This is a genomic window from Sandaracinobacteroides hominis, from assembly GCF_016464365.1.
Classification (GTDB): Bacteria; Pseudomonadota; Alphaproteobacteria; order Sphingomonadales; family Sphingomonadaceae; genus Sandaracinobacteroides; species Sandaracinobacteroides hominis.
Genome location: NZ_JADCUC010000002.1, coordinates 321,706 through 343,217 on the forward strand (window position 1 = coordinate 321,706; position 21,512 = coordinate 343,217).

Sequence of the window (21,512 nt, forward strand, 5' to 3'; positions counted from 1 at the left end):
AAACCATTCTGGGGAGAAGATGCATGGATCCGAACGGGATCGAAGGACTGGACGCGCAATTCATTGGCCTGGTGTCGCCGACGATGCCGCGCATCATGGCGGGCGGGCATCCGTGCCAGGGCATCTATTGGACGAAATCCGGCACGCGCCCGAAGGTCGCCATCATCGCAACCCATTATAATGTCGATTTTTCCGAACATTATATCGCCCCCTATTTCGCGCGGCAGGGTTTCGGCTTCCTGGGCTGGAACACGCGCTATCGCGGTGTCGAGGACCAGTTCCTGCTGGAACATGCCGTGATCGATATCGGCGTGGGGATGCGCTGGCTGAAGGAGGTGGCCGGCGTCGAGGCAGTCGTCATCCTCGGCAATTCGGGCGGCGGTTCGCTGATGGGTGCCTATCAGGCCGAGGCGATTGCGCCGACGCTGACCGAGCGATTGCCCAGCGCGGGACAGGACGCGCTGGCGCAGCTGGTGAAGGGCGACCTCTATATCTCGTTCAACGCCCATCAGGGCCGGCCGGAAGTGCTGACCGACTGGATGGATGCGTCTGTCATCGACGAGAATGATCCGGTGGCGACCGATCCGGAGCTGGATCCGTTCAACCCGGACAACGGCCCGCCCTATTCGGAAGCGTTCATTGCCAAATATCGCGCCGCCCAGCGGGCGCGGAACCAGCGCATCACCGATTGGGCGAAGGCCGAACTCGTGCGCCTGAACGCGGCGGGCGTGCCCGACCGGCTGTTTCCGATGTTCCGCTGCTGGGGCGATATCCGCTGCGTGGATGCAGGCATCGACCCCTCCGACCGCAAGCCGAACTGGTGCTATCGCGGCGATCCGAAGATCGCCAACCGCACCCCCAGCATCGGCCGCGCCAACATGATCAAGACCTGGCTCAACATGTGGAGCCTCGAGACCTCCCCCTGTCAGGGCAAGCCGCATCTGGCGAAGCACGATACCCCGGCGCTGGTGGTGCAGGGGCTGGCGGATACCGGCGTCTTCCCCAGCGACGCGCGCAAGATCTTCGACTTCCTGGGGAGCAGCGACAAGCAGCTGGAGCTGATCCCGGGGGCGCATTATTTCGAGGATTCGATCGCCGAACGGCAGAATGCCGCCGATCTGGTGGGCAGCTGGATCCGGTCGAAGCTCTGATGCAGGCCGACGCCGGCATCGTCGAGGGGTTGCGCCGCGCCGGGCTGATCGGCGCGGAGGAACCCCTGCTGGTGCCGCTGGCGGGCGGCGTTTCCTGCGATGTGTGGAAGCTGGAAACGGCCAAGGGGCCGGTCGTGGTGAAACGGCCGCTGGCAAAGCTGCGCGTCGAGGCCGACTGGCGGGCGCCGGTCGAGCGCGGCGACAGCGAGGTGCGCTGGCTGAGGCGGGCGCGCGAAGTCGATCCGCGGATGGCGCCCGAAGTGCTGGCGGAGCTGCCGGGCCACGGCTTCGTCCTGCGCTTCCTGCCGGATGCGCCGGTGTGGAAGGACGAGCTGATCGCGGGCCGCATAGACGCTGATTTCGCCGCCGCTGTGGGCCGGCGGATCGCTGCCGTGCATGCGGCAACCGCCTTTGAAGAAGCCGACCGCGCGGCGTTCCCGACGGACGAGATGTTTCGCGCCCTGCGAGTCGATCCGTTCATCCTCCACGTCGCCCGCGCCAACGCCGATCTGGCAGCTGCGCTGAACGCCATCGCCGACGATCTGATGGCCCGGAAGACGGCTCTGGTGCATGGCGATGTCAGCCCGAAGAATATCCTGGTCCATGCCGATGGCCCTGTGTTTCTGGATGCCGAGTGCGCCGTCTATGGTGACCCGGCCTTCGATCTGGCCTTTTGCGCCACGCATCTGCTGCTGAAACATGTGTGGCTGGGAGGCATTCGGCAGGCGGCCGGGGCGCTGGTCGATGGCTATCTCGGCGGCCTCGATTGGGAACCGCCCGAATCGCTGCTGGAACGCGCCGGCCGGGTGACCGCTGCCCTGCTGCTCGCCCGGGTGGAGGGAAAATCTCCCGCCCCCTATCTCACCGACCCCGTGCACCGGGAGATCGTGCGCGGACAGGCGCGGGCGTTGATCGGGCGCCCGCGCCCCCTCGACCGACTGGTCGCCGAATGGAAAGGAACGGAATGACTGCGCGCATCGCCCGGGTGAAGGGGCGCAGCCTCTGGGATTCGCGGGGCCGCCCCACGGTAGAGGCGGAAGTCACGCTGGAATCCGGTGCCGTCGGCCGCGCCATTGCGCCGGCGGGGGCTTCCCGCGGGGCGCATGAAGCCATCGATCTGCGCGACGGAGGCGAAGCCTTCCTTGGCTTTGGTGTCGACCGCGCCGTCGCCGGGATCGCTGCCGAAATCGCCCCTGCCATCATTGGCATGGATGCCCGCGAACAGGCGGCCATCGACCGGGCGCTGTGCGAGCTGGACGGAACGCCGAACAAGGCGCGGCTGGGCGCGAATGCCGTCGTCGCCGTTTCGATGGCGGTGCTGCATGCGGCAGCGGCAGACGCGCGCGAACCGCTGTGGCGCTGGCTGGCTGAGGGCCGAAAGGTCCGCATCCCGCTGCCGGAAATCCAGATCTTCGGCGGCGGGGCCCATGCCGGCCGCCGCACCGATGTGCAGGATTTCATGGTGATGTGCCCCAGGGCCGGTTCCTTCCGCCGGGCGCTGGACATCACCCATGATGTGTTTCGCGCGGCCGGGCGGCTGATGGAGGCGAAGGGGCCGCTTTCCGGTGTCGCCGACGAGGGCGGCTGGTGGCCGAACTTTGCCTCCAACGAGGATGCGCTGGAAACGCTGACCCGCGCAATCGAGGCGAGCGGGCACCGCGACGTGTATATCTCGCTGGATATCGCCGCCAACGAGCTGGGCGACGAAAGCGGCTACAAGCTGGCGCTCGACGGCCGGCGTCTCACCGGTGCGGAGATGGCCGGGCGGATGATCGAGTGGACGAAGCGCTTCCCGATCCTGTCGATCGAGGACCCGGCCGGACAGGATGACTGGAAGACGATGGCCGCCGTCAACGCCGCCATCGGTAACCGCGTGCAGCTGATCGGCGACGATGTGCTGGTGACCAATGCCGAGCGCGTCGAAGCGGCGGCGAAGGCCGGTGTCTGCAACGCGGCGCTGATCAAGGTGAACCAGGTCGGCACCGTTTCCGAGGCGAAGGCGGCGCTCGATGCCGCCAGGGCGCACGGCTGGGGCACGCTGGTTTCCGCTCGCTCGGGCGAAACCGAGGATGTCACCATCGCCCATCTGGCGACCGGCTGGAACGCCGGCCAGCTGAAGGTCGGCAGCTTCACCCGCTCCGAGCGGATGGCGAAGTGGAACGAAGTGCTGCGCATCGAGGAAGCCATGGGGCCCGACGCCGAGTTCGCCGGCGCTTCCGCCTTTGCAGCGCCCGTTGCAGAGGCGCTTCGATGATCGTCCTCCACGCCCGTCCCAGCCCCGGATTCCGCGCCGCCGTCGACCGCATCTTTGGCGAAGGCGCCGTCGTCCATGTCGACGAGGCGGCACCGCTGGACAGCGTGGCGGCCAAGATCACCGCTCTGCTGCATGTGCTGACCCCGGTGACGGCGGAGTTCATAACCTCGGCGCCGAAGCTGAAGCTGATCCAGAAGCTGGGCGTGGGCGTGAACACCATCGCGCTGGACGCCGCGCGCCGGCAGGGGGTGGCGGTGTGCAACATGCCCGGCACGAACAGCCAGGCGGTTGCCGAAATGGCGCTGTCGCTGATGCTGGCGGTGCTGCGCCGCACGCCCTTCTTCGACTTGCGGACGAAGGCGGGGGAGGGCTGGTCGGCCGATCCGTCCGAGCTCGACAGCGTTGGCGAAATCGGCGGCCGCACCATCGGTCTCGTCGGCTTCGGCAACTCGGCGCAGCTGCTGGCGCCGGTGCTGGCGGCGTTGGGCGCGCGCGTCGTCTATACCGCCCGAACCCCGCGCGATGTGCCCTATGCCTGTTGGCCGCTGGAGAAGCTGGTGGCCGAGGCTGACATAATTTCCCTGCACATGCCGCTGACGGAGGAGACCCGCGGCGCCATCGATCCGCTGGCGATGAAGCCCGGCGCTGTGCTGGTGAACACGGCGCGCGGCGAGCTGGTGGACGAATCGCGGCTGGTGCAGGCGCTCGCCACCGGCCACCTGCGCGGGGCCGGGCTGGACGTCTTCGCGCAGGAGCCGCTGCCGGCCGGCCACCCGCTGCTTGCCCTCCCCAACGCCGTGCTGGCTCCGCATATCGCCTGGTTGACACCGGAAACGCTGGTGCGAAGCCTGAATGTCGCCCATGAGAACTGCAGGCGCCTGGAGACGGGCGAGCAACTCTTGCACCGGGTGGTCTGATGTTCGTGCCGACAGTCCTCATCACCGGACAGCTTCTCACCCGCGCGGTGTGGGTGCCGCTGATCGACGCCTGGACGGCGCGCGAGCTTATCGTCGCCGACAACAGCCGCGACGACAGCATTGCCGGCATGGCGACGCGGCTGCTGGAAAATGTCCCCATCCGGTTCAACCTGATCGCCCATGCGATGGGCGGCTTCGTCGCCTTCGAGGTGATGCGGCGCGCGCCCGAGCGGGTGACTCGGCTGGCGCTGATCTCCACCCTCGCCTCGGCCGACGGGCCGGCGCAGACGGCGCGTCGGCAGGGCTATATCGACCTCGTCGAATCCGGCCACTTCGACCAGGTGGTCGAGGAACGCATTCCGCTTCTGTTTCCCGAAGCGCGGCGCAGCGACGAGAAGATGCTGGGCATCGCCCGCAAGATGGCCTCTGATACCGGCCAGGAAACCTTCCTGCGCCAGCAGCGCGCCATCATGTCCCGGATCGACAGCCGCCCGGAGCTGGGCAAGATCGACGTTCCCGTGCTGCTGGTACGCGGTGCAGGCGATGGCATCACCACCGACGCGCAGCAGCAGGAAATGCTGGCGGCAATCCCCGGCTCGCATCTGGAAACGGTCGCCGAGGCCGGGCATCTTCCCACGATCGAGGTTCCCGAAATCGTCACCCCGATGCTGGCGGAGTTTCTGGAGGTCTAGCCGATTTCGGCGCGGACGATTTCCGTGCCCTGTACCATTGCCCGGAGCTTTGCCTGGGAATGTTCGCGGCTGTGGTACTTCATCCCGCAGTCCGGCGCGATCCACAGCCGTTCGGCATCGACATGGCGCAGCGCCTGCCGGATGCGCGCGGCGACCAGCTCCGGCGTCTCCACCTCCGGGATGGACAGGTCGAGCACGCCGTACATGATGATCTTGTTCGGCAGCTCCTCAAGGATCGACGGATCGAGCCCGGGCTGTGCCGCCTCGATGGAGATCACATCCACCACCGAGGCATCGAGCTCGGCGAGGAAATCATAGGCCTTGGGCTTCTGCACGCCGGCGCCGTGCACCATCGCATAGCCGAAGCAGATGTGCAGCGCCGTCGTGCCGTCGACGCCGTCGAGCGAGCGGTTGATCGCCTCGATGGCGTAGGCGTTCGCCTCCGCGGCGCGGGCCTGCAGATAGGGCTCGTCCAGCTGCACCACGTCCACCCCGGCGGCGAACAGGTCGCGCACCTCGGCATTGACGCCGTCGGCATAGTCCATCGCCAGCGAGCGGGCGTCCGGATAGAAGCCGTTTTCCGCCTGCTGCGTCATGGTGAAGGGGCCTGGCAGCGTCAGCTTCACCGGCTTCGAGGAATGGCGGCGCAGGAAGGCCGCATCCTGCGCCTCGATGGGCGCGACACGACGGATCGGGCCGGAGACCAGCGGCACCGGGTTCGCCTTCCCGGTGCGGTCGATGGCCGTGCCGTGCTTCCGGGTGTCGATCCCGGAAAGCGCGGTCGCCAGCCGGTTGGAATAGCTTTCGCGCCGCATCTCGCCGTCGCCGACGATGTCGATTCCCAGCTCTTCCTGATCGCGGATCGCCATCAGCGTCGCCGCTTCCTGCGCGTCGGCGAGCCAGGGGGCCGGGATGCGCCACAGCTGCTCGGCGCGGACGCGCGGCGGAAGCGAGGCCTTCAGCCGCTCGCGGTCGATCAGCCAGTCCGGCTGCGGATAGCTTCCCACGATGGTGGTCGGCAGGATAGGATGGCCGCGCAAGGCAATTCCCTTCAGATAATCAGCTTGGAAGGCATTGCTTAGTATTCTATCCAATTCAAGTGGAATGCATTTAGGGAGAGGTTTGGATGATCGATCTGGAGGCTATCCGGACGCTGGCAGATATTCCGGCTGCGCACGCCGCGCGGCACGGGCAGGATATTGCGGTGAAGTATGGCGAGCGGGAGACGAGCTTCGCCGAGCTGGACGCCACCTCCAACCGCATCGGCAACCGGCTGGCAGCCTTCGGCGTGAAGCCCGGCGACCGGGTGTCGGTGCTGAGCAAGAACCATGATCTCTGGTATCCGCTGTTCTTCGGCACGGCGCGGGCGCGGGCTTGTCTTGCCCCCATCAACTGCCGGCTGACGGCGCGGGAAATCGCCTTCATCCTGGGCGATGCGGCGCCGAAGCTGCTGTTTGTCGGCGAGGATTTCTTCGAAACCGCGCTCGCCGCCGTCGCCGGGATGCAGGCGAAGCCGCATCTGGTCGCGCTCTATGGCGAACATCCCGCCTTCCAGCCGCTGGCCCGATGGCTGGGCGATGCGCCGGCAACGCCGCTGGCGGATCCGCCCCGGCAAGACGATGATGTGCTGCAGCTCTACACCAGCGGCACCACCGGGCTTCCAAAGGGCGTGGTGCTGGAAAACCGCAACTACAGCCGCTTCATGCAGCTGGCGACCGAAGTGGACGGCTTCGCCTATGAAGAGGGCGAGACGGTGATGATCGTCATGCCGCTGTTCCATGTCGCCGGCACCAACGTCAGTTTCGCGGGGCTGGCGCAGGGCAGCCGCATCGTGCTGGTGAAGGATTTCACCGCCGCAGACGCCATCCGGCTGCTGACCGAGGAGCAGGTGGCGCATGCCTTCCTGGCGCCGGCGATGATCCAGATGATGCTGCAGCACCCGGATGCCGAACGCGGCGACTATTCCGCGCTCAGCTCCATCGCCTATGGCGCCTCGCCCATCGCCGAGGCCGTGCTGCGCGGCGCCCGTTCCACCTTCGGCTGCCGTTTCGTGCAGTTCTACGGGATGACGGAATCGACCGGCGGCGGCTCCTATCTTTCTCCCACGGCACATGATCTGCCGGGCAAGCTCACCTCGTGCGGCAAGCCCTGGCCCGGCACGGAAATGGCGATCCTCGACGGCGACGGAAATGCACTGGCAGATGGTGCCATCGGCGAGATCGTCATTCGCGGCGACATCGTGATGAAGAAATACTGGAACCGCGAGAGCGCCACCGCCGAGACCATCGGCAGCGGCTGGCTGCGCACCGGCGACGTGGGTTTCCGTGACGCCGACGGCTTCTATTTCGTGCACGACCGCATCAAGGACATGATCGTGTCGGGCGGCGAGAATGTGTATCCGGCCGAGGTCGAAAGCGCGATCATGGGCTGCCCTGGGGTCGCCGACGTTGCGGTGATCGGCGTGCCGGACGCGAAATGGGGCGAGGCAGTGAAGGCGCTGATCGTGGCGGCTCCCGGCCACAGCCCGGCACCTGCGGAGATCATTGCCTGGGCGCGCGAGCGGATCGCCGGCTACAAGATCCCCAAGAGCGTGGACTTCATCGAAATCCTGCCACGCAACCCCTCCGGCAAGGTGCTGCGGCGCGAGCTGCGCCAGCCCTATTGGGAAGGGCACAGCCGCGCGGTCGGCTGACCGGGCGGGGGGCAAGGCCGGGCGGCCGGCCGACCGCCCGGATCCGGGTCAGGCGCCGACCAGCGCTGCGTCCGCTGCGGCCAGCGCATGGCGCACGACGAGGCCTTCGCGCTTCACGCCATCGGCCTGCATCGGATCATGCGCCACGTCCGCGTCGGTGAAGGGCTTGGTCCAGGCGGCGAATTCCAGGCAGACGCCGTCCGGATCGAAGAAATAGACCGAGCGCACATAGACATCGTCGTTTAGTTCTGCGGCCGATTGTGTCGGCGAATTGTCGTGGTTCAGGATCTGCGTCACTTCCACGCCCTTGCTGACAAGGCGATCATAATACTCGTCGAATCGCTCGGCCGGCACGTTGAAGGCGATATGGTTCATCGAACCATGGGCAGACATGAAATTGCCCTTGGTCGGCAAAGCTTCCGGCGCTGCAATGCCGGGGGCGGCAGCCGGGGCGCTGTCGAACCAGAAAAAGGCCAGGCTGTCGCCATTGCCGATATCGAAGAAGAAATGCTGCCCGCGCCCGCCCGGCAGGTCCAGCGTCTTCACCAGCGGCATGCCCAGCACATCGCGGTAGAACTCCACCGTCTTCGCCATATCCTTGCAGACGAGCGCCAGATGGTTGACGCCGCAGAACTCGAACTGGGTGTTTTTCTCGGCCATGATCTTCCTCCTCAGGCAGTCGGGCTGGTGCTCGGGCGGGCTTTCATCCGCTCATACCAGCTTTTGAGATTGCTGCATGCCGGATCGAACGGCTGGCCGACCCCCATGCCGAAATCGATGAACGCGAACAGCAGGATGTCTGCCAGCGTCAGCTTTCCGCCGGCCACGAATTCACGCCCCGCGATCAGCGGATCCAGCCAGTTCATGCCGTCCTGCGCAATGGCCTTCAGCCCGGCCGCCGCTTCGGGCAGCACCCGCATCCGCGGTTCGAACAGTGGCAGGCCTTCGGCAAAGCGAAAGCCGTTCACCATCGGCTCGCAGATCCTGAGGTCGATGCGGCGCGTCCACATCCGCGTCTCGGCCCGTTCCTGCGGCGTCGCGCCGATCAGCGAGGGGCCAGGCGAAACCTCGTCCAGATACTCGCAGATGGCGGTCACTTCGGTCAGCACCGAGCCGTCGTCCAGCTCCAGCGCCGGGGTCTGGCCGGTGGGATTGACCGAGACATTATAGGGCGCCCGGCGGTTTTCCCCTCCGCGCAGGTCGATCGTCACTTCCGGGATGGCCACCCCCCGCTCGGCCATGAATATCTTCACGACCCGCGGATTCGGCCCGACCGAATTGTAGAACTTCATACCCGTCCTCTCGCGTCCATATACGCCCTTTGCGCCCAAACCATCAATCAAGTTGACGGTTGATGGAGCCGGACCCCCGGCCTCGGCCAGCGCATGCGATAGAGCGTGCCGGTGGTCGACGCGGTTATATAGGCGTCCTGTCCATCGGCGCCGCCGAAACAGATGTTGGTGATGCCGATGTCGGGCAGCGGCACGAATTCACAGGCGCCATCGGGCGAGAAGACGCTGATCCCACCCTCCACCATCGTCGCCACGCAGACCCGGCCGGATTGCTCCACCGCCAGGCTGTCGAGCAACCGAAACGCCGGTGGCGTGCCGACGAACCGCCCGGGGGCCCAGGGCCCGGGCGGCGCCAGCATGCCCGGCGAAACCACGTCCATCGCCCACAGCCGCGCCGTCATCGTCTCGCTGACAAACAGGGTATTTCCATCGGCAGAGAGGCCTACGCCGTTGGGCCCCATCATCTGCGCCCGCTGCCGCGAGATGCCCGACCCATTGGCCTTCGCATGGTAGAGCGCGCCATGGTCGCGCCCGCTGTCGCGCACCTGCCCGTGGTCGCTGAACCAGAAGCCGCCCTGCGCATCGAACACCAGGTCGTTCGGCCCCTTCAGCCGCTCGCCCTCGAAGCTGTCATAGAGCGTGGTGACCGCGCCTGTTTCCAGATCGACACGCTGGATGCTGCCGTCAGGTCCGTCCTGCGCGGCATGGCCCGGAAACAGCAGGCCGCCAGCCTCGTGCCACTGGAAGCCGCCGTTGTTGCAGACATAGGCGGCGCCATCCGGGCCGATGGCAAGCCCGTTTGGCCCGCCACCCAGCTCCGCCACCACCGACAATGCCCCGTCGGGTGAAACCCGCGTCAGCGTTCCGCGCGCGATTTCCACCAGCAGCACCGATCCATCGGCCATCGCCACCGGGCCTTCGGGAAAGCGAAGGCCGGTCGCGACGACTTCGGGGGTGCCATAGGCGCTCATTCTTTCGGGCGCGGTGCACTGAGGAAGTCGGCGGCGCTGAAGCCTTCGGGCGCAGCGATCTCGACGATCGGGTCCTCGCGGTTGTCATATTCCATCCGCAGCGCCCGGGTGATCACGGCGTGCATGTCGTACAGGCAGGTGATGTAGGTGAACTCGAAGATCTGCTCGTCGCTCCAGAAGCTCTTCAGCCTGGCAAACACCTCGTCCGGCACGCGCCCCCCGGCCTGGCTCAGGCAATCGGCATAGGCGAGCACGGCGCGCTCCTGCTCGTTGTAGCAATCGGCCACCTGCCAACTGGCGATGCCGGCGATCTTCTCTTCGCTGACGCCCAGCCCCCGCAGCGACTTGCAATGCTGCGAATAGACAAACTGGCTCTCTTTCACCCAGCCGGCCCGCGTCTGGCCCAGCTCGCGCAGCACCGGATCGATCTTGCGGTCGGGATGGCGGTAGACGGCGAAGCCGTCGATGGCATGCTTGAAGATGTCGGGTGCCAGTGCATAGACCGTCCACCAGTCGCCCGGCGTGCCGGTGGCGGTGCCCGGCTCGGCCACCGGATCGCGGTCGCCAAAGAGGCGGTTGTAATAGGCCAGCACCGTTTCGTTGGTGACTTCGGCACGTGGAACCTGGCGCAACACGGGCATGGCGGCCTCCTCAGGCGAACTTGCGGAATTCGGCGACGTGGGCGGAATCGAAATATTCGTCCAGCCGGCTGATCTTTCCGTCCACCACCTTGCAGACGATGGCGCAGGGCAGGCGCACTGCCCCGCCGTCATGGGTGCGCTTTCCCTTCAGCACATGCTGCTGCACGAAGCCGCCGGGGAAGGTGTTCAGCCGGCGATCGGCATATTCGCGGTCGGTGATGCGGGCGACCATGCCGGTCAGCGTCTTTGCGGTCTGCTCGGGCGTCACGATCAGTTCGTCGGTGTTGTGCCAGATCTCCGCGTCGGGCGTGAAGCTGCCCTGCATGGTGGCGATGTCGCCCTGCTCGATGGCGTCGAAGAAACGCTGCGCCATTGCCCGGATATCGTCCTGTTCCGCCATCATCGCTCTCCCTTGGTTCCGAACATGCGGCCGCCGTTTGCCGCGATCAGCCCGGCGATATCGTCGCCCCGGTAATCCGGATCCGCCGAAGGCCCGAAGGCCGCCAGCATGTCGGCGGTCACCGCCTCGGCCATTTCCTTCCACTCGGGGTGGGTGAAGATCCAATAGTCGTCGGCCTCGATGGCCTGCACCACCCGCTCGCCGATGCGCGCCGGCGACATGCCGCCCGCCAGAACGCCCTGCATCGCCTGCGAGGTGGCGGCGGCCTTGCCGACCTCGACTTCCACCGGGCGCAGCTCGCGCGTGGTCTCGACGATCCGCGTCGCCGACATGCCGGGCATCAGCACCGAGATATGCACCTTCGTCGGCGCCAGCTCGTTCCGCAGCGCCATGGCGATGCCCAGCGTCGCATATTTGGAGCTGATATAGGCGACCGAGATCGGCGGCGGCACGATCGCCACCATCGAAGAGGTGATGACCAGATGCCCCGGCTCTCCGCTCGCCTTCATCTCCCCCAGGAAGGTGCGGCAGGCATAGAGATGCGCGTGGGCGTTGACGGCATAATTCCAGCGCCAGACCTCGGTGTCATACTGCTCGAACGGGCCGGAACCGCCACCGACGCCGGCATTGCTGAAAAGGATGCTGACCGGCCCGAAGCGCCGCGCGGCTTCGCCGGCCTCGGCCCAGCCGGCTTCGCTGGTGACATCCAGCGTGATCGGCAGCACCCGTGCGCCGGTCGACGCCAGGTCGGAGGCGGCGGCCGCCACGCCATCCGAATTGATGTCCGCCAGCACGATCGAGGCGCCCCTGGCCGCCAGCGCCCGCGCGGTTGCCAGCCCCAGCCCGCTGGCGCCTCCGGTAATGAAGGCGGTCTTGCCGGCAACCTCGGTCATGCGGCCAGGTCCTTTTCCAGATAGCGGGTCATCGCCAGCTGTGCCCCGGCGGCGGCAAGGGCGAACGGCACCAGCGCCATCATCGCCCAGCGCAGGCTGTCGTCGCCATGGGCATCCTTCAGATTGTCGCTGACGAAGCCGACGAACAGCGGCCCCAGCCCCAGCCCGACGATGTTGAACATCAGCATCAGCACGGCGGAAGCGGTCGCCCGCGAGCGGGGCGGGGTGAGGTTCTGCACCAGCGCCAGCGCGGGGGCGACATAGGCGGTGCAGGCGGCCATCGGGATCATCATCAGCGCCAGCGACAGCTGCCAGCTGTCCACCATCACCGCTGCGATCAGCGACGGCACGATGATCAGGCTGGCGATGGCCGGGATCAGGCCATAGGCGCGCGGCGATTTCGCGGCCAGATGGCTCACCAGCCAGCCGCCGCCCAGCATGCCGATGCCAAAGGTGATTCCGGCGGCCGGCGCAAACCAGCTGGCCATCGCCGAAATCGGCATCCCCTGCGTGCGCATCAGATAGGCGGGAATCCAGTTCAGCATGCCATAGCTGACAAAGGCCGAAAGCCCGCTGCCGATCATCACGAAGCGCAGCGACGGGCGGCTGATGAACATCGCCAGGCTCTGGCGGAAGGGAAGGGCGGCGTCGGCCGGCTTGTGTCCGTCCATTGCCCCGCGCGCGGGTTCGCGCACCAGCCAGTAGAGCAAGGGGGCAACCACGATGCCGACGGCGCCGATCAGCAGGAAGGCGTTGCGCCAGCCGATCGTATGCGCCGCCCAGCCGCCGAAGGCGGCGCCCACGAACACCCCGAACGGCCCGTTCAGCGTGAAGATGGCGATAATGAGCGGCCGACGCGCTGCCGGATAATAATCCGCCAGCACCGAAAGCGAGGGCGCGGTGCCGCCGGATTCGCCGGCGCCTACGCCAAAGCGCATCAGCGCCAGCTGCCAGAAGTTGGAAACCAGCCCGCAGGCGGCGGTGAAGCCGCTCCACACCACGCAGCAGATGGCGATGAGCTTCACCCGGTTCCAGCGGTCGGCCAGCATGGCGACAGGCACGCCCATCGCTGCATAGAAGAGCGCAAAGGCCATCCCCGTCAGCAGGCCGAACTGGGTGTCGCTGAAATCCATCTCGGCGCGGATCGGTTCCACCAGCACGCTCAGCAGTTGCCGGTCGACGAAATTGATGGCGCCGACCACGAACAGCATCGCCAGCGCCACCGTCCGGCGCAGCTCGTGCGAGCGATCGGCGGCACCTGCCTGCAGCGTGACGGTCGTCTCGGTCATCTTTCTCCCCAGGCGGTTTTCCGCCTCCTCCAAAAAATGCTTAGGTATTTAAGTTTATCTGTCAATGTGGTTTACGGTTGGCCTGCAAAAGCCAGACAAAAGGAGGAGGGAGAGGATGGATATCCGCGGGAAGAAGGCGATTGTCACGGGCTCCGCCGCCGGAATCGGCCGCGCCAGCGCGCTGCTGCTGGCCCGCGCCGGATGGCCGTATCGAGCATCAGTGGGGCCACGCCGATACCGTCTAGCTTGCGGGCGCGCCCAGCATGTTCTTGCCGAACAGGTTGGACCATTGCTCCTCGGTCAGCACCGGCCGGGCGCTGGAAAGGTTGGCGGCGTTCTTCACGTCGGTGCCGCGCTGCACGGCGGGGCGCTCGCCGATGGCCGCGAACCAGCGCGCCACGTCGGGGAACTCGTCCAGCGTCAGGCCGATGGCGCGGATCGCCCGCGTCCATGGCCAGCAGGCGATGTCGGCGATGCTGTATTCCTCGGCCAGATACTCCGCCTCGCGCAGCCGCCCGTTCAGCACATGCAGCAGCCGGATCGTCTCGTTGCGGTAGCGCTCCACCGGATAGGGCTGCCCCTCGGGCGCATAGCGGATGAAGTGATGCGCCTGCCCCTGCATCGGCCCGAAGCTCGCCATCTGCCACATCAGCCATTGCTGCGCCTGGGAACGGCGGCGCGGATCAGTGGGCAGCAGCTGCCCGCTCTTCTCCGCAAGGTAGAGGAGGATGGCGCCGCTCTCGAACACGGGCAGCGGCGCGCCGCCGCCAATCGGTTCATGGTCGACGATTGCCGGCAGCCGCCCGTTCGGGTTGATTCGCCGGAACGCGGGGGTCAGATGATCGCCTGCCAGCATGTCCATCTTCAGCAGCTGGTGCGGCAGGCCGATTTCCTCCAGCATCATCGAGACCTTGTGGCCGTTCGGCGTGGGGGTGAAATAGACGTCGATCATCGGGCCTGTCTTTCCGAATGGCTGGCGCGCGCTGCATGCTTGGCTCGCGCTGCGGCGAATACGGCGTCGAAGGCGGCCTTGCCCGCCGGATAAGCTGTAACGGCAAGGTCGACACCGGCGATCTTCCAGCCGTTCTCGCGCAGCAGATGGTGGGTATAGCGCCCGATCAGGTCGCCCATGCACATCTCGCCCGAGACTTCGACGAAATGCGCTGCGTCAACAATGCTGGTCACGGTGGCCCGATCGCCGTCAACGGTTGCGCGTATGTTGTGCAGCCGGTGCGCGGTGCTGGCGAACCCTTCCAGCGCCCGGCAGCGGCTGGTCCACTCATCGGCGGAAATTGCCCCGACCACGGAGCCGATGGAGCCATAGTCGAGGCGGATCCCCGGCGTGAACAGCGCCCGGAAGGCGCCCCAGTCGCGGGCATCCAGCGCTTCGGCATAGGCGAGCACGGCATCCGCCGCCGCTTGCCCATCAAGGTAAGCGGCGGCGTTCATGCGTTCAGAACTTGAAGCCGGCTTCGACCGCGAGGTTCCGCGTCGGCTCCAGATAGAGGATCGCCCGCGGCACGGCGGTGATCGGAGTGGGCAGCCTGAAGGCGCTTCCCGTCGTATATTCGTTGGTCAGGTTCTTGCCGACAAAGGCCAGATACCAGCGATCGTCCTGATCGCCGAACTGCACGCGCAGGTCGACCTTGGCATAGCCCTTCTGCACGCCATAGGTCGGGCTCTGGTCGTCGGAGTTGAAGAACTTCGAACGGCCGGCGACGACGCCGGTGATGTCGAACTTGAAATTGTCGCCCACATCGATGCGGCCATGGGCGGTGACATTGCCCGTGAACTTCGAGGCATAGGCAACGGGATAGCCGGCGAGGTTGTTGGTCGCGGGGGTGCAGGTGGCCGGCTGCGAGGCAAGGCAGGCAGCGCCGGGATAATCGTCGTACTTCACGTCCTGATAGGAAGCCGACGCGTTGATGTCGAAGTTCGGCACCGGATAGATGGCGAGCGAGCCTTCGATCCCCTTCGAGGTGGCGCTGGCGGCGTTACCGGTCAGGTAGCTGGAGGTCGCCGGCTGATAGACCGACACCTGCAGGTCCTCGAACGTGGTCTTGTAGACCGAGACGTTGGCGACGACCTTGCTGTCGAACAGCGTCGAGCGGATCCCGGCCTCATAGTTGGTCGAGCGTTCCGGTTCGAAGGTGAAGGTCGCATCTGTCGTTCCCAGCGTGTTGGAAACGAAGCCGCCCGACTTCGATCCCTTGCCCCAGGTCAGATAGCCCATGATCTGGTCGGTGAAATCATATTGCAGCGTGACAGAGGGATCGACGTTGCTTTCGTCGATCGAGCCGCGGGCGCTGGAGATCGGCCGGATCGCGAACGGCCCATAGACAAGGCGCGAGGCGAAATTGCCGCGCTTGCTGGCATGGGTATAGCGAAGGCTGCCGATGATCCGCAGGTCGTCGGTGATGTTGAAGGTGCCCTGGCCGAACGCCGAATAGGATTCGGCCTTTTGATTGAAGACGCTGTCGATGCGGCCGAAATAGGGGCTGCCGAACAGGTTCAGGATGTTGAAGCCCTGCAGCTGCTGCAGCTGGTAGTTCGAATAGTCCCAATAGGCGCCGACGATATACTCGAAGCGGCGGCCGGTGGGCGACAGCAGGCGGACTTCCTGCGAGATCTGGTCGAACTTTTCCGGAAAGCTGTTGTAGACGCTGTTGTTGGTGACAGCGCCATTGCCGCCGGGGATCGTCTGGTCGAAGCCATTGACGATATTGGCGTCGAACTTGCTGTAGCCGGTGATCAGCGTGAGCGTATAGTCGCCGAACTGGACGTTGCCGGTGCCCGACAGCATCCAGGACTTGTTCCAGATGCCCTCGTCGCCCAGCGCCGATTTTTCCAGATAACGGTCGTGGTGCGGGTCTTGCGGGCCGGTAAGCGAGCTGGAGACGGTGATGCCGCCCGAGTAGCGCCGGTTCGAATATTGCACCTTCGCGGTATAATCGAACTGGTCCGAAGGCTCCCACTTCAGCGTGCCGCGAACAGTTTCCTGTTCCAGCTTCGGATCGTCCTGATCGGTGGCGCGGTTATAGATATACCCATCCTGGCGGACGATATTATAGGCGACCCGGAAGCCCAGCGTGCTGCTGATGGGGCCCGACACATAGCCTGAAATATCGGGGCCCTTCATGTCGAAGCTGTAGAGGCCGCTGATCTTGCCCTCGAAATCGGCGGTCGGGCCGGCGGACACCACGCTGACGGCGCCGGCGGCGGTGTTCTTGCCGAACAGCGCGCCCTGCGGGCCGCGCAGCACTTCCACGCGCTGCAGATCGAAGAACGGCGCTTCGGCCTGCCGCGAACGGCCGGCGTAGATGCCGTCGACATAGAGCGAGACCGACTGATCGAAAGCGAAGTTGGCCGGCGGCGAGCCGAAGCCGCGGATGTAGATGACATTGTTGCCGGCGGTCGTCTGCACGAAGACGTTCGGCGTGTAGTTCATCATCGCCCGCGCGTCGGAGATGTTGAACTTCGACAGCTGCTCGCCCGAAACGACCACCATCGAGATCGGCACGTCCTGCACATTCTGGGCGCGCTTGGTGGCGGTGACGATGATGTCGGTGGAGCTGGCTGCAGGCACATCTGCGGCGGCGGCTTCTGCCTGATCGCCATCCGCGGCAGCGGCGGGCACGCTTGCCAGCATGGCAGCGGCGGCCACGCCGGAAAGCAGAATCCAGTTGCAGGACTTCATTGGAACCTCCCTTGAAAATGCGTCGACGGTACGGGATCCGATGTCCTCATCCGTCAATCTGGTTGACCCTTAGTTTACTAATGGCTTTAAGCTTGTCCAGAGGATTTCGGGGAGGAATGGCCTGATGAGAGAGGATGCTGCGGAAAAGCGCAGGAGCGTGTTGCAGTCGACACAGCTGTGCACGGTGGAGTTCGAGGTGAGCGGCGGCCTGATCGGAATCGGCGCCACGCCATTTGGCGACCGCCGGCTGGGCTTCATCACCGGCGGGCGTTTCTTTGGTCCCCGGCTGCAGGGCGACGTGCTGCCCGGCGGCGGGAACTGGTCGCATGGCGGGCGCCTGTCCGCTGATGCGGCGGTGGGCACCTTCGATGCGCGCTCCGTCTGGCGCACGCACGACGGGGCGCTGATCCAGCTGTCCTACACCGGGCGCAGCGTAGTGCCGGATGCCGTGCGCGCCTTGTTCGCCGATCCCGCCGCGCCGCCGGTCGATCCGTCGCGCTACTATCTGCGCATCGCCCCGGTGTTCGAGACATCGAGCGAGACATACGGCTGGCTCAACGGAATCCTGGCCGTCGGGGTTGGCGAGCGTACGGACTTCGGCGTGCGCCACGTCATTCACGAGATCCTCTGATGATCGACCTGCATTATTGCGCAACGCCCAACGGACAGAAGATCGCCATCCTGCTGGAAGAGGTGGAGCTGCCCTATCGGGTGATCCCCTACGATATCTTCGACGGCGACCAGCTGACGGCAGAGTTCGGCCGCATCAACCCGAACCACAAGCTGCCGGCGATCGTCGACACGGCGCCGGCATGGGGCGGGGAGCCTGTGACGGTGTTCGAATCCGGCGCCATCCTCCAGTATCTCGCGGAAAAATGCGGCCGCTTCCTGGCGCCCGCCGGGGCAGAGCGGGCCGTCACCCTGTCCTGGCTCACCTGGCAGGTCGCCGGGCTGGGGCCGATGGGGGGGCAGGCGAGCCACTTCCTGCGCTATGCGCCGGCTGGGCAGGACTATGCGAAGCAACGCTATACGAAGGAGCTGAACCGGCTGCTGACGGTGCTGGAAAACCGGCTGGCGCAAAGCCCGTTCGTGGGTGGCGAAAGCTATTCCATCGCCGACATGGCGATCTGGCCGGGTCGCGCTTCGGCCTTCGTGATGGGCATGTCGCTGGACGCCTGGCCCGCCACCCGCCGCTGGTTCGAGCGCATCCGCACCCGCCCGGCCGTCGCCCGCGCCATGTCGTGCCCGGATCTCGCCGCACCCGCAAAATATCTCGGCCGCAACCAGCAGCTCGACGCGCAGCAATGGTCGAACATGTTTGGCGATGCGAACCAGGCGGCGGTGCGCAGATAGGCGTCAGCGCCGGGCGTGCTGCCGCTCGCCCCACAGGATGGAGCGGTGTTCGTCGGTGAATCCCGTCAGCCCGCCCTCGATGGTTTCCGCCCGTGCCGTGCCGGTCTGCATCCCCTCGGCCACGGCCGGCCGCGCCAGCATCGCCGCGCCCCACCGATCCACATTGGGATAGCGCCCGGCCTTTTCGATCAACTGCCGGCGCAGGAAGGGCAGCGTCGCCATGTCGGCGATGCTGTATGCGTCGCCCGCCAGCCATTCCGCTTCGCCCAGCCGTTGGTTCAGCACCATCATCAGCCGGTCCACCTCCCGCGAATAGCGCTCGATCGCATAGGGGTGCCGGTCCCTGGCGTAGTGGGTGAAATGCGCTTCCTGCCCGAACATCGGGCCAATGCCGGAAACCTGCAGCATCAGCCATTGCCAGCAGATCGCCCGCTTCGCCGGATCGGAGGGGACAAAGCGCCCGGTCTTTTCCGCCAGATAGAGCAGGATCGCGCCCGTCTCCCACAGCACGAAGCGGCCATCGGGGCCGTCCTCGTCGACGATCACCGGCGTCTTGTTGTTGGGGTTCAGCGCCAGGAATTCCGGCGTCAGCTGATCGCCGGCCAGGATGTCGATATATTCCAGCCGCCATTCCAGCCCCATTTCGAGGAGGGCGATGGCGACCTTGCGCGCATTGGGTGTCGGCCCGCCGTACAGGGTGATCATGGTCGCTGCTGTCCTCCACCGGTTTCCTTAGCATCCTATGCAATGCCGGCAGCCGCACAACCTCTCAGTCCTCGAAGGCCTCCACCGTCCGCCGCGTGCCGCGCAGGAAGGCGTCGGCCACCAGCGTCAGCGGCCGCACATCCACGTCGCTTTCGCCGCGCTCCACCAGCGCGGCAAAATGCGCATAGAGCCCGGCATATTCCCGGTTCTCGCCGCTTGCCGCCCCGCCCGGATACGCCAGCCGCGCCCCGCCGTCCGACAGTTTCAATACCCCGGCGTCGGTCTCGATCTCGATGTCCCAGCTCTGCGGCCCGGTCTGCCGCCAGTCCAGATCCATCTGCACCGGGGCGCCCGCCGTGTCGCGGAACCTGAGCTGAGCGGCGATGGGCGCCGCCTTGTTGGCGGGAATTTCCAGCAGCGCCTCGCACAGGAACAGCGGCTGCGGCAGGATTTCGGTGAGGATGGAAAGCGCGTTGATGCCGGGGTCGAACACGCCCAGCCCGCCGGCCTCCCAGATCCACGCCTGCCCCGGATGCCATTTGCGCACATCCTCCCGCCAGCGGATCGAACCCCGCTGCAGCTGTCGATCTGCCAGCCAGCCGCGCGCAGCCGAAACCCCCGGCGCAAAGCGCGAATGCCAGCTTGCAAACAGCGTTGCCCCGCTGCGTTCCGCCAGGCCCGCCAGCGCCGCCACCTCCGCCAGAGTGGCGCCTGGCGGCTTTTCCAGAAACACATGCACGCCCCGCTCCAAAGCCAGCGCGGCGAGATCGTGGCGGACCTGCGGCGGCGTGCACAGCGCCACCGCGTCCACGGCCGGGCCATCCGCAAGCAACTCCTCCAGCGCGGGGAAATGCGGAACGCCGCCCACGCCATCCCCATGCGGGCTAACCGTTGCCACCAGCTCGAACGCCGGATTATCGGCAATCGCCGGCAGATGCTGGTCGCGCGCGATCTTCCCCAGTCCGACCACGGCGATGCGAATGCGTTTCATCCAGTCCTCCCAGGCGATTGCCCGCCGCGCTACATCGTTCCGGCAAGCACTGGAAGCGCTTGTCGAATCCCCGCTTAACGCCGGCGCCTTAACCGCCTAGCATCGCCCAAGGGCAGGCACGGGAGGTGGGTGGATGAAGCCAGAGGTGAAGCCGGCGGACAGCCCGATTGCCCGCCTGTTCGGCTTTGGCCTCACCCGGATGCAGGCGACCGGGATGGGCCTGCTGTTTGCCTTCTTCTGCTTTGTGCCCATTGCCTTGCTGGCGGACAAGTCCGCCGATGTCGCCGTGCCGTTCACCCGCGATTACGCCATGCTGGCGCGGGTGCTTGTCGCGCTGCCGCTGGTCGTCGCCTTCTCGCCGCATCTGCAGGGGCTGATAGACGAGGCGCTGGATCACGCGCCGAAATCCAACATCGTCACCGGCGCCGATACCACAACCTATGAACGCTGGGTGCATCTCGTCAGGCAGCTTCGGGCCAGCAGGATCGCCGAACTGCTGTTCGTGGCGATGGCCTTTGCCTCCGGTTTCACCAACCAGCAGATTCCCGGCGTCCTCGCCGGCCTGCACGGCTGGGGATACAGCGCCGCCGGAGAGCTGAATCTGGCGGGGCAATGGTATGTGCATGTGGTGCTGCCGCTGTTTCGGCTGATGGTCCTGATCTGGATCTGGCGGCTGCTGATGTGGACTCTGTTCCTGGGCAGCCTGTCGTTCCTGAAGCTGAACCTCAACCCGGCCCACCCGGATGGCGCCGCCGACCTTGGCTATCTGGGTTTCGTGCAGCAGCGGCTTTCGATTGCGCTGGCGATCGGCAGCCTGATGCTTGCCGGCAGCGCCGCCAATCGGATTGCCTATCTGGGGGAGCATCTGGGCGATCACCTCTTTCCGCTGCTCGGCTTCATCCTCCTCTATCCCGCGCTGCTGCTGGCGCCGCTGATCCTCACCTGCCCGCTCCTGCTGCGCACCAAGCGCAACGGCGTCTTCGAATACAGCCTGATCGGCGACGGTATGGCGGCGCAGTTCCGCCGCGACTGGATCGACAATCCCGGCGATGCAGGCGACCGGCTGGCCAGCCCGAACCCGTCGGCGATGGCGGATTTCACGATGATGCACAGCGTCGTGCAGGAAATGAGCATCCTGCCGATCCGCAGCTGGGCAGTGATCTCCATGTTTGTCGCGGCGGCCGGGCCGCTGCTGCTGCTGGTGCTGCTGGAGGTGCCGCTGGATGCGCTGCTCCGCTCGGCGCTGTCCGAACTGCCGCCGCTCGATCTCGTCGCCACCTATAGCCAGCCTTTCCCGCAAGCACCGCCCGGCACGGGCTGAAACAGGCTGGCGAAGGCCCAGACCGTCTTTCGCGCGCGCGAATCGACATGGCGGCTCCTGGCCGATGAACAATCAATGGCTCCGGGCGCCAGAAGCTGGTCATTGTTGGAAAACGGGGAAGTTGGCGCGCCCGGAACGATTCGAACGTCCGACCCTCAGATTCGTAGTCTGATGCTCTATCCAGCTGAGCTACGGGCGCGCTGCAGGAGGGCGGCCCTTAAAGGACAGTTCTGCGGATTGCAAGCCGCCTATG

At 66.1% G+C, this 21,512-nt stretch carries 22 protein-coding genes and 1 tRNA gene; 9 read left to right on the plus strand and 14 right to left on the minus strand.

Features of this window, described 5'->3' with window-relative positions; translation table 11 throughout:
• The first annotated feature begins 23 nt into the window (after positions 1 to 23).
• Genes IM784_RS06130 through IM784_RS06150 form a run of 5 tightly spaced genes read left to right on the plus strand, consistent with a single transcriptional unit; the run spans position 24 to position 5,014 of the window.
• The gene (locus IM784_RS06130; protein WP_199554412.1) at positions 24 to 1,151 is read left to right on the plus strand and encodes an alpha/beta hydrolase; all 1,128 of its coding nucleotides are present in this window, start codon (positions 24 to 26) and stop codon (positions 1,149 to 1,151) included.
• Positions 1,151 to 2,119, plus strand: coding sequence for a phosphotransferase family protein (locus IM784_RS06135; RefSeq protein WP_235976601.1), 969 nt, complete (start codon positions 1,151 to 1,153; stop codon positions 2,117 to 2,119). The genes IM784_RS06130 and IM784_RS06135 overlap by 1 nt, the downstream gene beginning before the upstream one ends.
• Complete coding sequence (eno, locus tag IM784_RS06140) at positions 2,116 to 3,405, plus strand: phosphopyruvate hydratase (protein ID WP_199554413.1); 1,290 nt, start codon at positions 2,116 to 2,118, stop codon at positions 3,403 to 3,405. Before IM784_RS06135 ends, eno begins: the two co-directional genes overlap by 4 nt.
• Entirely contained in the window at positions 3,402 to 4,322 is a 921-nt protein-coding gene (locus IM784_RS06145) for an NAD(P)-dependent oxidoreductase (protein ID WP_199554414.1), read from the plus strand. Before eno ends, IM784_RS06145 begins: the two co-directional genes overlap by 4 nt.
• A complete protein-coding gene (locus tag IM784_RS06150) occupies positions 4,322 to 5,014 on the plus strand; it encodes an alpha/beta fold hydrolase (RefSeq protein WP_199554415.1) in 693 nt (230 codons plus the stop codon). The genes IM784_RS06145 and IM784_RS06150 overlap by 1 nt, the downstream gene beginning before the upstream one ends.
• Here the strand turns inward: IM784_RS06150 and IM784_RS06155 are convergent.
• Positions 5,011 to 6,054 carry a cobalamin-independent methionine synthase II family protein gene (locus tag IM784_RS06155; protein ID WP_199554416.1) on the minus strand — a complete coding sequence of 348 codons (1,044 nt, stop codon included), beginning with the start codon at positions 6,052 to 6,054 and terminating at the stop codon, positions 5,011 to 5,013. The genes IM784_RS06150 and IM784_RS06155 overlap by 4 nt on opposite strands.
• 86 nt (positions 6,055 to 6,140) lie before the next feature.
• Between IM784_RS06155 and IM784_RS06160 the strand changes: the two genes are divergently transcribed.
• Positions 6,141 to 7,706: a long-chain-fatty-acid--CoA ligase gene (locus IM784_RS06160; protein WP_199554417.1), complete on the plus strand. Its 1,566-nt coding sequence runs from the start codon at positions 6,141 to 6,143 to the stop codon at positions 7,704 to 7,706.
• Between the two features lie 48 nt (positions 7,707 to 7,754).
• Here IM784_RS06160 and IM784_RS06165 read toward each other — a convergent pair whose 3' ends face one another.
• From IM784_RS06165 to IM784_RS06210, 10 genes are all read right to left on the minus strand, one after another.
• Positions 7,755 to 8,366: a VOC family protein gene (locus IM784_RS06165; protein ID WP_207791682.1), complete on the minus strand. Its 612-nt coding sequence runs from the start codon at positions 8,364 to 8,366 to the stop codon at positions 7,755 to 7,757.
• Positions 8,367 to 8,377: 11 nt separating this feature from the next.
• On the minus strand, positions 8,378 to 8,998 hold the full coding sequence (locus IM784_RS06170) for a glutathione S-transferase family protein (protein WP_199554418.1): 621 nt from the start codon (positions 8,996 to 8,998) through the stop codon (positions 8,378 to 8,380).
• A 47-nt stretch (positions 8,999 to 9,045) separates the two neighbouring features.
• Positions 9,046 to 9,969 carry an SMP-30/gluconolactonase/LRE family protein gene (locus IM784_RS06175; protein ID WP_199554419.1) on the minus strand — a complete coding sequence of 308 codons (924 nt, stop codon included), beginning with the start codon at positions 9,967 to 9,969 and terminating at the stop codon, positions 9,046 to 9,048.
• Entirely contained in the window at positions 9,966 to 10,610 is a 645-nt protein-coding gene (locus tag IM784_RS06180) for a carboxymuconolactone decarboxylase family protein (RefSeq protein WP_199554420.1), read from the minus strand. The genes IM784_RS06175 and IM784_RS06180 overlap by 4 nt, the downstream gene beginning before the upstream one ends.
• Before the next feature lie 10 nt (positions 10,611 to 10,620).
• Positions 10,621 to 11,013, minus strand: coding sequence for a nuclear transport factor 2 family protein (locus tag IM784_RS06185; RefSeq protein WP_199554421.1), 393 nt, complete (start codon positions 11,011 to 11,013; stop codon positions 10,621 to 10,623).
• Positions 11,010 to 11,903 (minus strand): SDR family NAD(P)-dependent oxidoreductase, encoded by an 894-nt coding sequence (locus tag IM784_RS06190; RefSeq protein ID WP_199554422.1) that lies wholly within the window; start codon positions 11,901 to 11,903, stop codon positions 11,010 to 11,012. The genes IM784_RS06185 and IM784_RS06190 overlap by 4 nt, the downstream gene beginning before the upstream one ends.
• Positions 11,900 to 13,192, minus strand: a complete 1,293-nt coding sequence (locus IM784_RS06195) for a spinster family MFS transporter (RefSeq protein ID WP_199554423.1) — start codon at positions 13,190 to 13,192, stop codon at positions 11,900 to 11,902. The genes IM784_RS06190 and IM784_RS06195 overlap by 4 nt, the downstream gene beginning before the upstream one ends.
• Positions 13,193 to 13,433: 241 nt before the next feature.
• Positions 13,434 to 14,144: a glutathione S-transferase N-terminal domain-containing protein gene (locus tag IM784_RS06200; protein ID WP_199554424.1), complete on the minus strand. Its 711-nt coding sequence runs from the start codon at positions 14,142 to 14,144 to the stop codon at positions 13,434 to 13,436.
• Positions 14,141 to 14,641 carry a nuclear transport factor 2 family protein gene (locus tag IM784_RS06205; RefSeq protein WP_199554425.1) on the minus strand — a complete coding sequence of 167 codons (501 nt, stop codon included), beginning with the start codon at positions 14,639 to 14,641 and terminating at the stop codon, positions 14,141 to 14,143. Before IM784_RS06205 ends, IM784_RS06200 begins: the two co-directional genes overlap by 4 nt.
• Positions 14,642 to 14,645: 4 nt before the next feature.
• Positions 14,646 to 16,889: a TonB-dependent receptor gene (locus tag IM784_RS06210; protein ID WP_199554426.1), complete on the minus strand. Its 2,244-nt coding sequence runs from the start codon at positions 16,887 to 16,889 to the stop codon at positions 14,646 to 14,648.
• Positions 16,890 to 17,013: 124 nt separating this feature from the next.
• Here IM784_RS06210 and IM784_RS06215 point away from each other — a divergent pair, with 124 nt between their 5' ends.
• Together IM784_RS06215 and IM784_RS06220 are read left to right on the plus strand one after the other, a co-directional pair.
• Positions 17,014 to 17,520: a DUF3237 domain-containing protein gene (locus IM784_RS06215; protein WP_199554427.1), complete on the plus strand. Its 507-nt coding sequence runs from the start codon at positions 17,014 to 17,016 to the stop codon at positions 17,518 to 17,520.
• On the plus strand, positions 17,520 to 18,242 hold the full coding sequence (locus IM784_RS06220) for a glutathione S-transferase N-terminal domain-containing protein (RefSeq protein WP_199554428.1): 723 nt from the start codon (positions 17,520 to 17,522) through the stop codon (positions 18,240 to 18,242). Before IM784_RS06215 ends, IM784_RS06220 begins: the two co-directional genes overlap by 1 nt.
• A 3-nt stretch (positions 18,243 to 18,245) precedes the next feature.
• Here the strand turns inward: IM784_RS06220 and IM784_RS06225 are convergent, their stop codons facing one another.
• Both IM784_RS06225 and IM784_RS06230 read right to left on the minus strand, forming a co-directional pair.
• Positions 18,246 to 18,947: a glutathione S-transferase family protein gene (locus IM784_RS06225; RefSeq protein ID WP_199554429.1), complete on the minus strand. Its 702-nt coding sequence runs from the start codon at positions 18,945 to 18,947 to the stop codon at positions 18,246 to 18,248.
• 64 nt (positions 18,948 to 19,011) lie between these two features.
• Complete coding sequence (locus tag IM784_RS06230; protein WP_199554430.1) at positions 19,012 to 19,938, minus strand: Gfo/Idh/MocA family protein; 927 nt, start codon at positions 19,936 to 19,938, stop codon at positions 19,012 to 19,014.
• Positions 19,939 to 20,071: 133 nt separating this feature from the next.
• On the opposite strand from IM784_RS06230, the gene IM784_RS06235 reads away from it, so the two are divergent.
• On the plus strand, positions 20,072 to 21,259 hold the full coding sequence (locus IM784_RS06235; RefSeq protein ID WP_199554431.1) for a hypothetical protein: 1,188 nt from the start codon (positions 20,072 to 20,074) through the stop codon (positions 21,257 to 21,259).
• Positions 21,260 to 21,381: 122 nt separating this feature from the next.
• Here IM784_RS06235 and IM784_RS06240 read toward each other — a convergent pair.
• A tRNA-Arg gene (locus IM784_RS06240) sits at positions 21,382 to 21,458 on the minus strand.
• Positions 21,459 to 21,512: the final 54 nt, after the last annotated feature.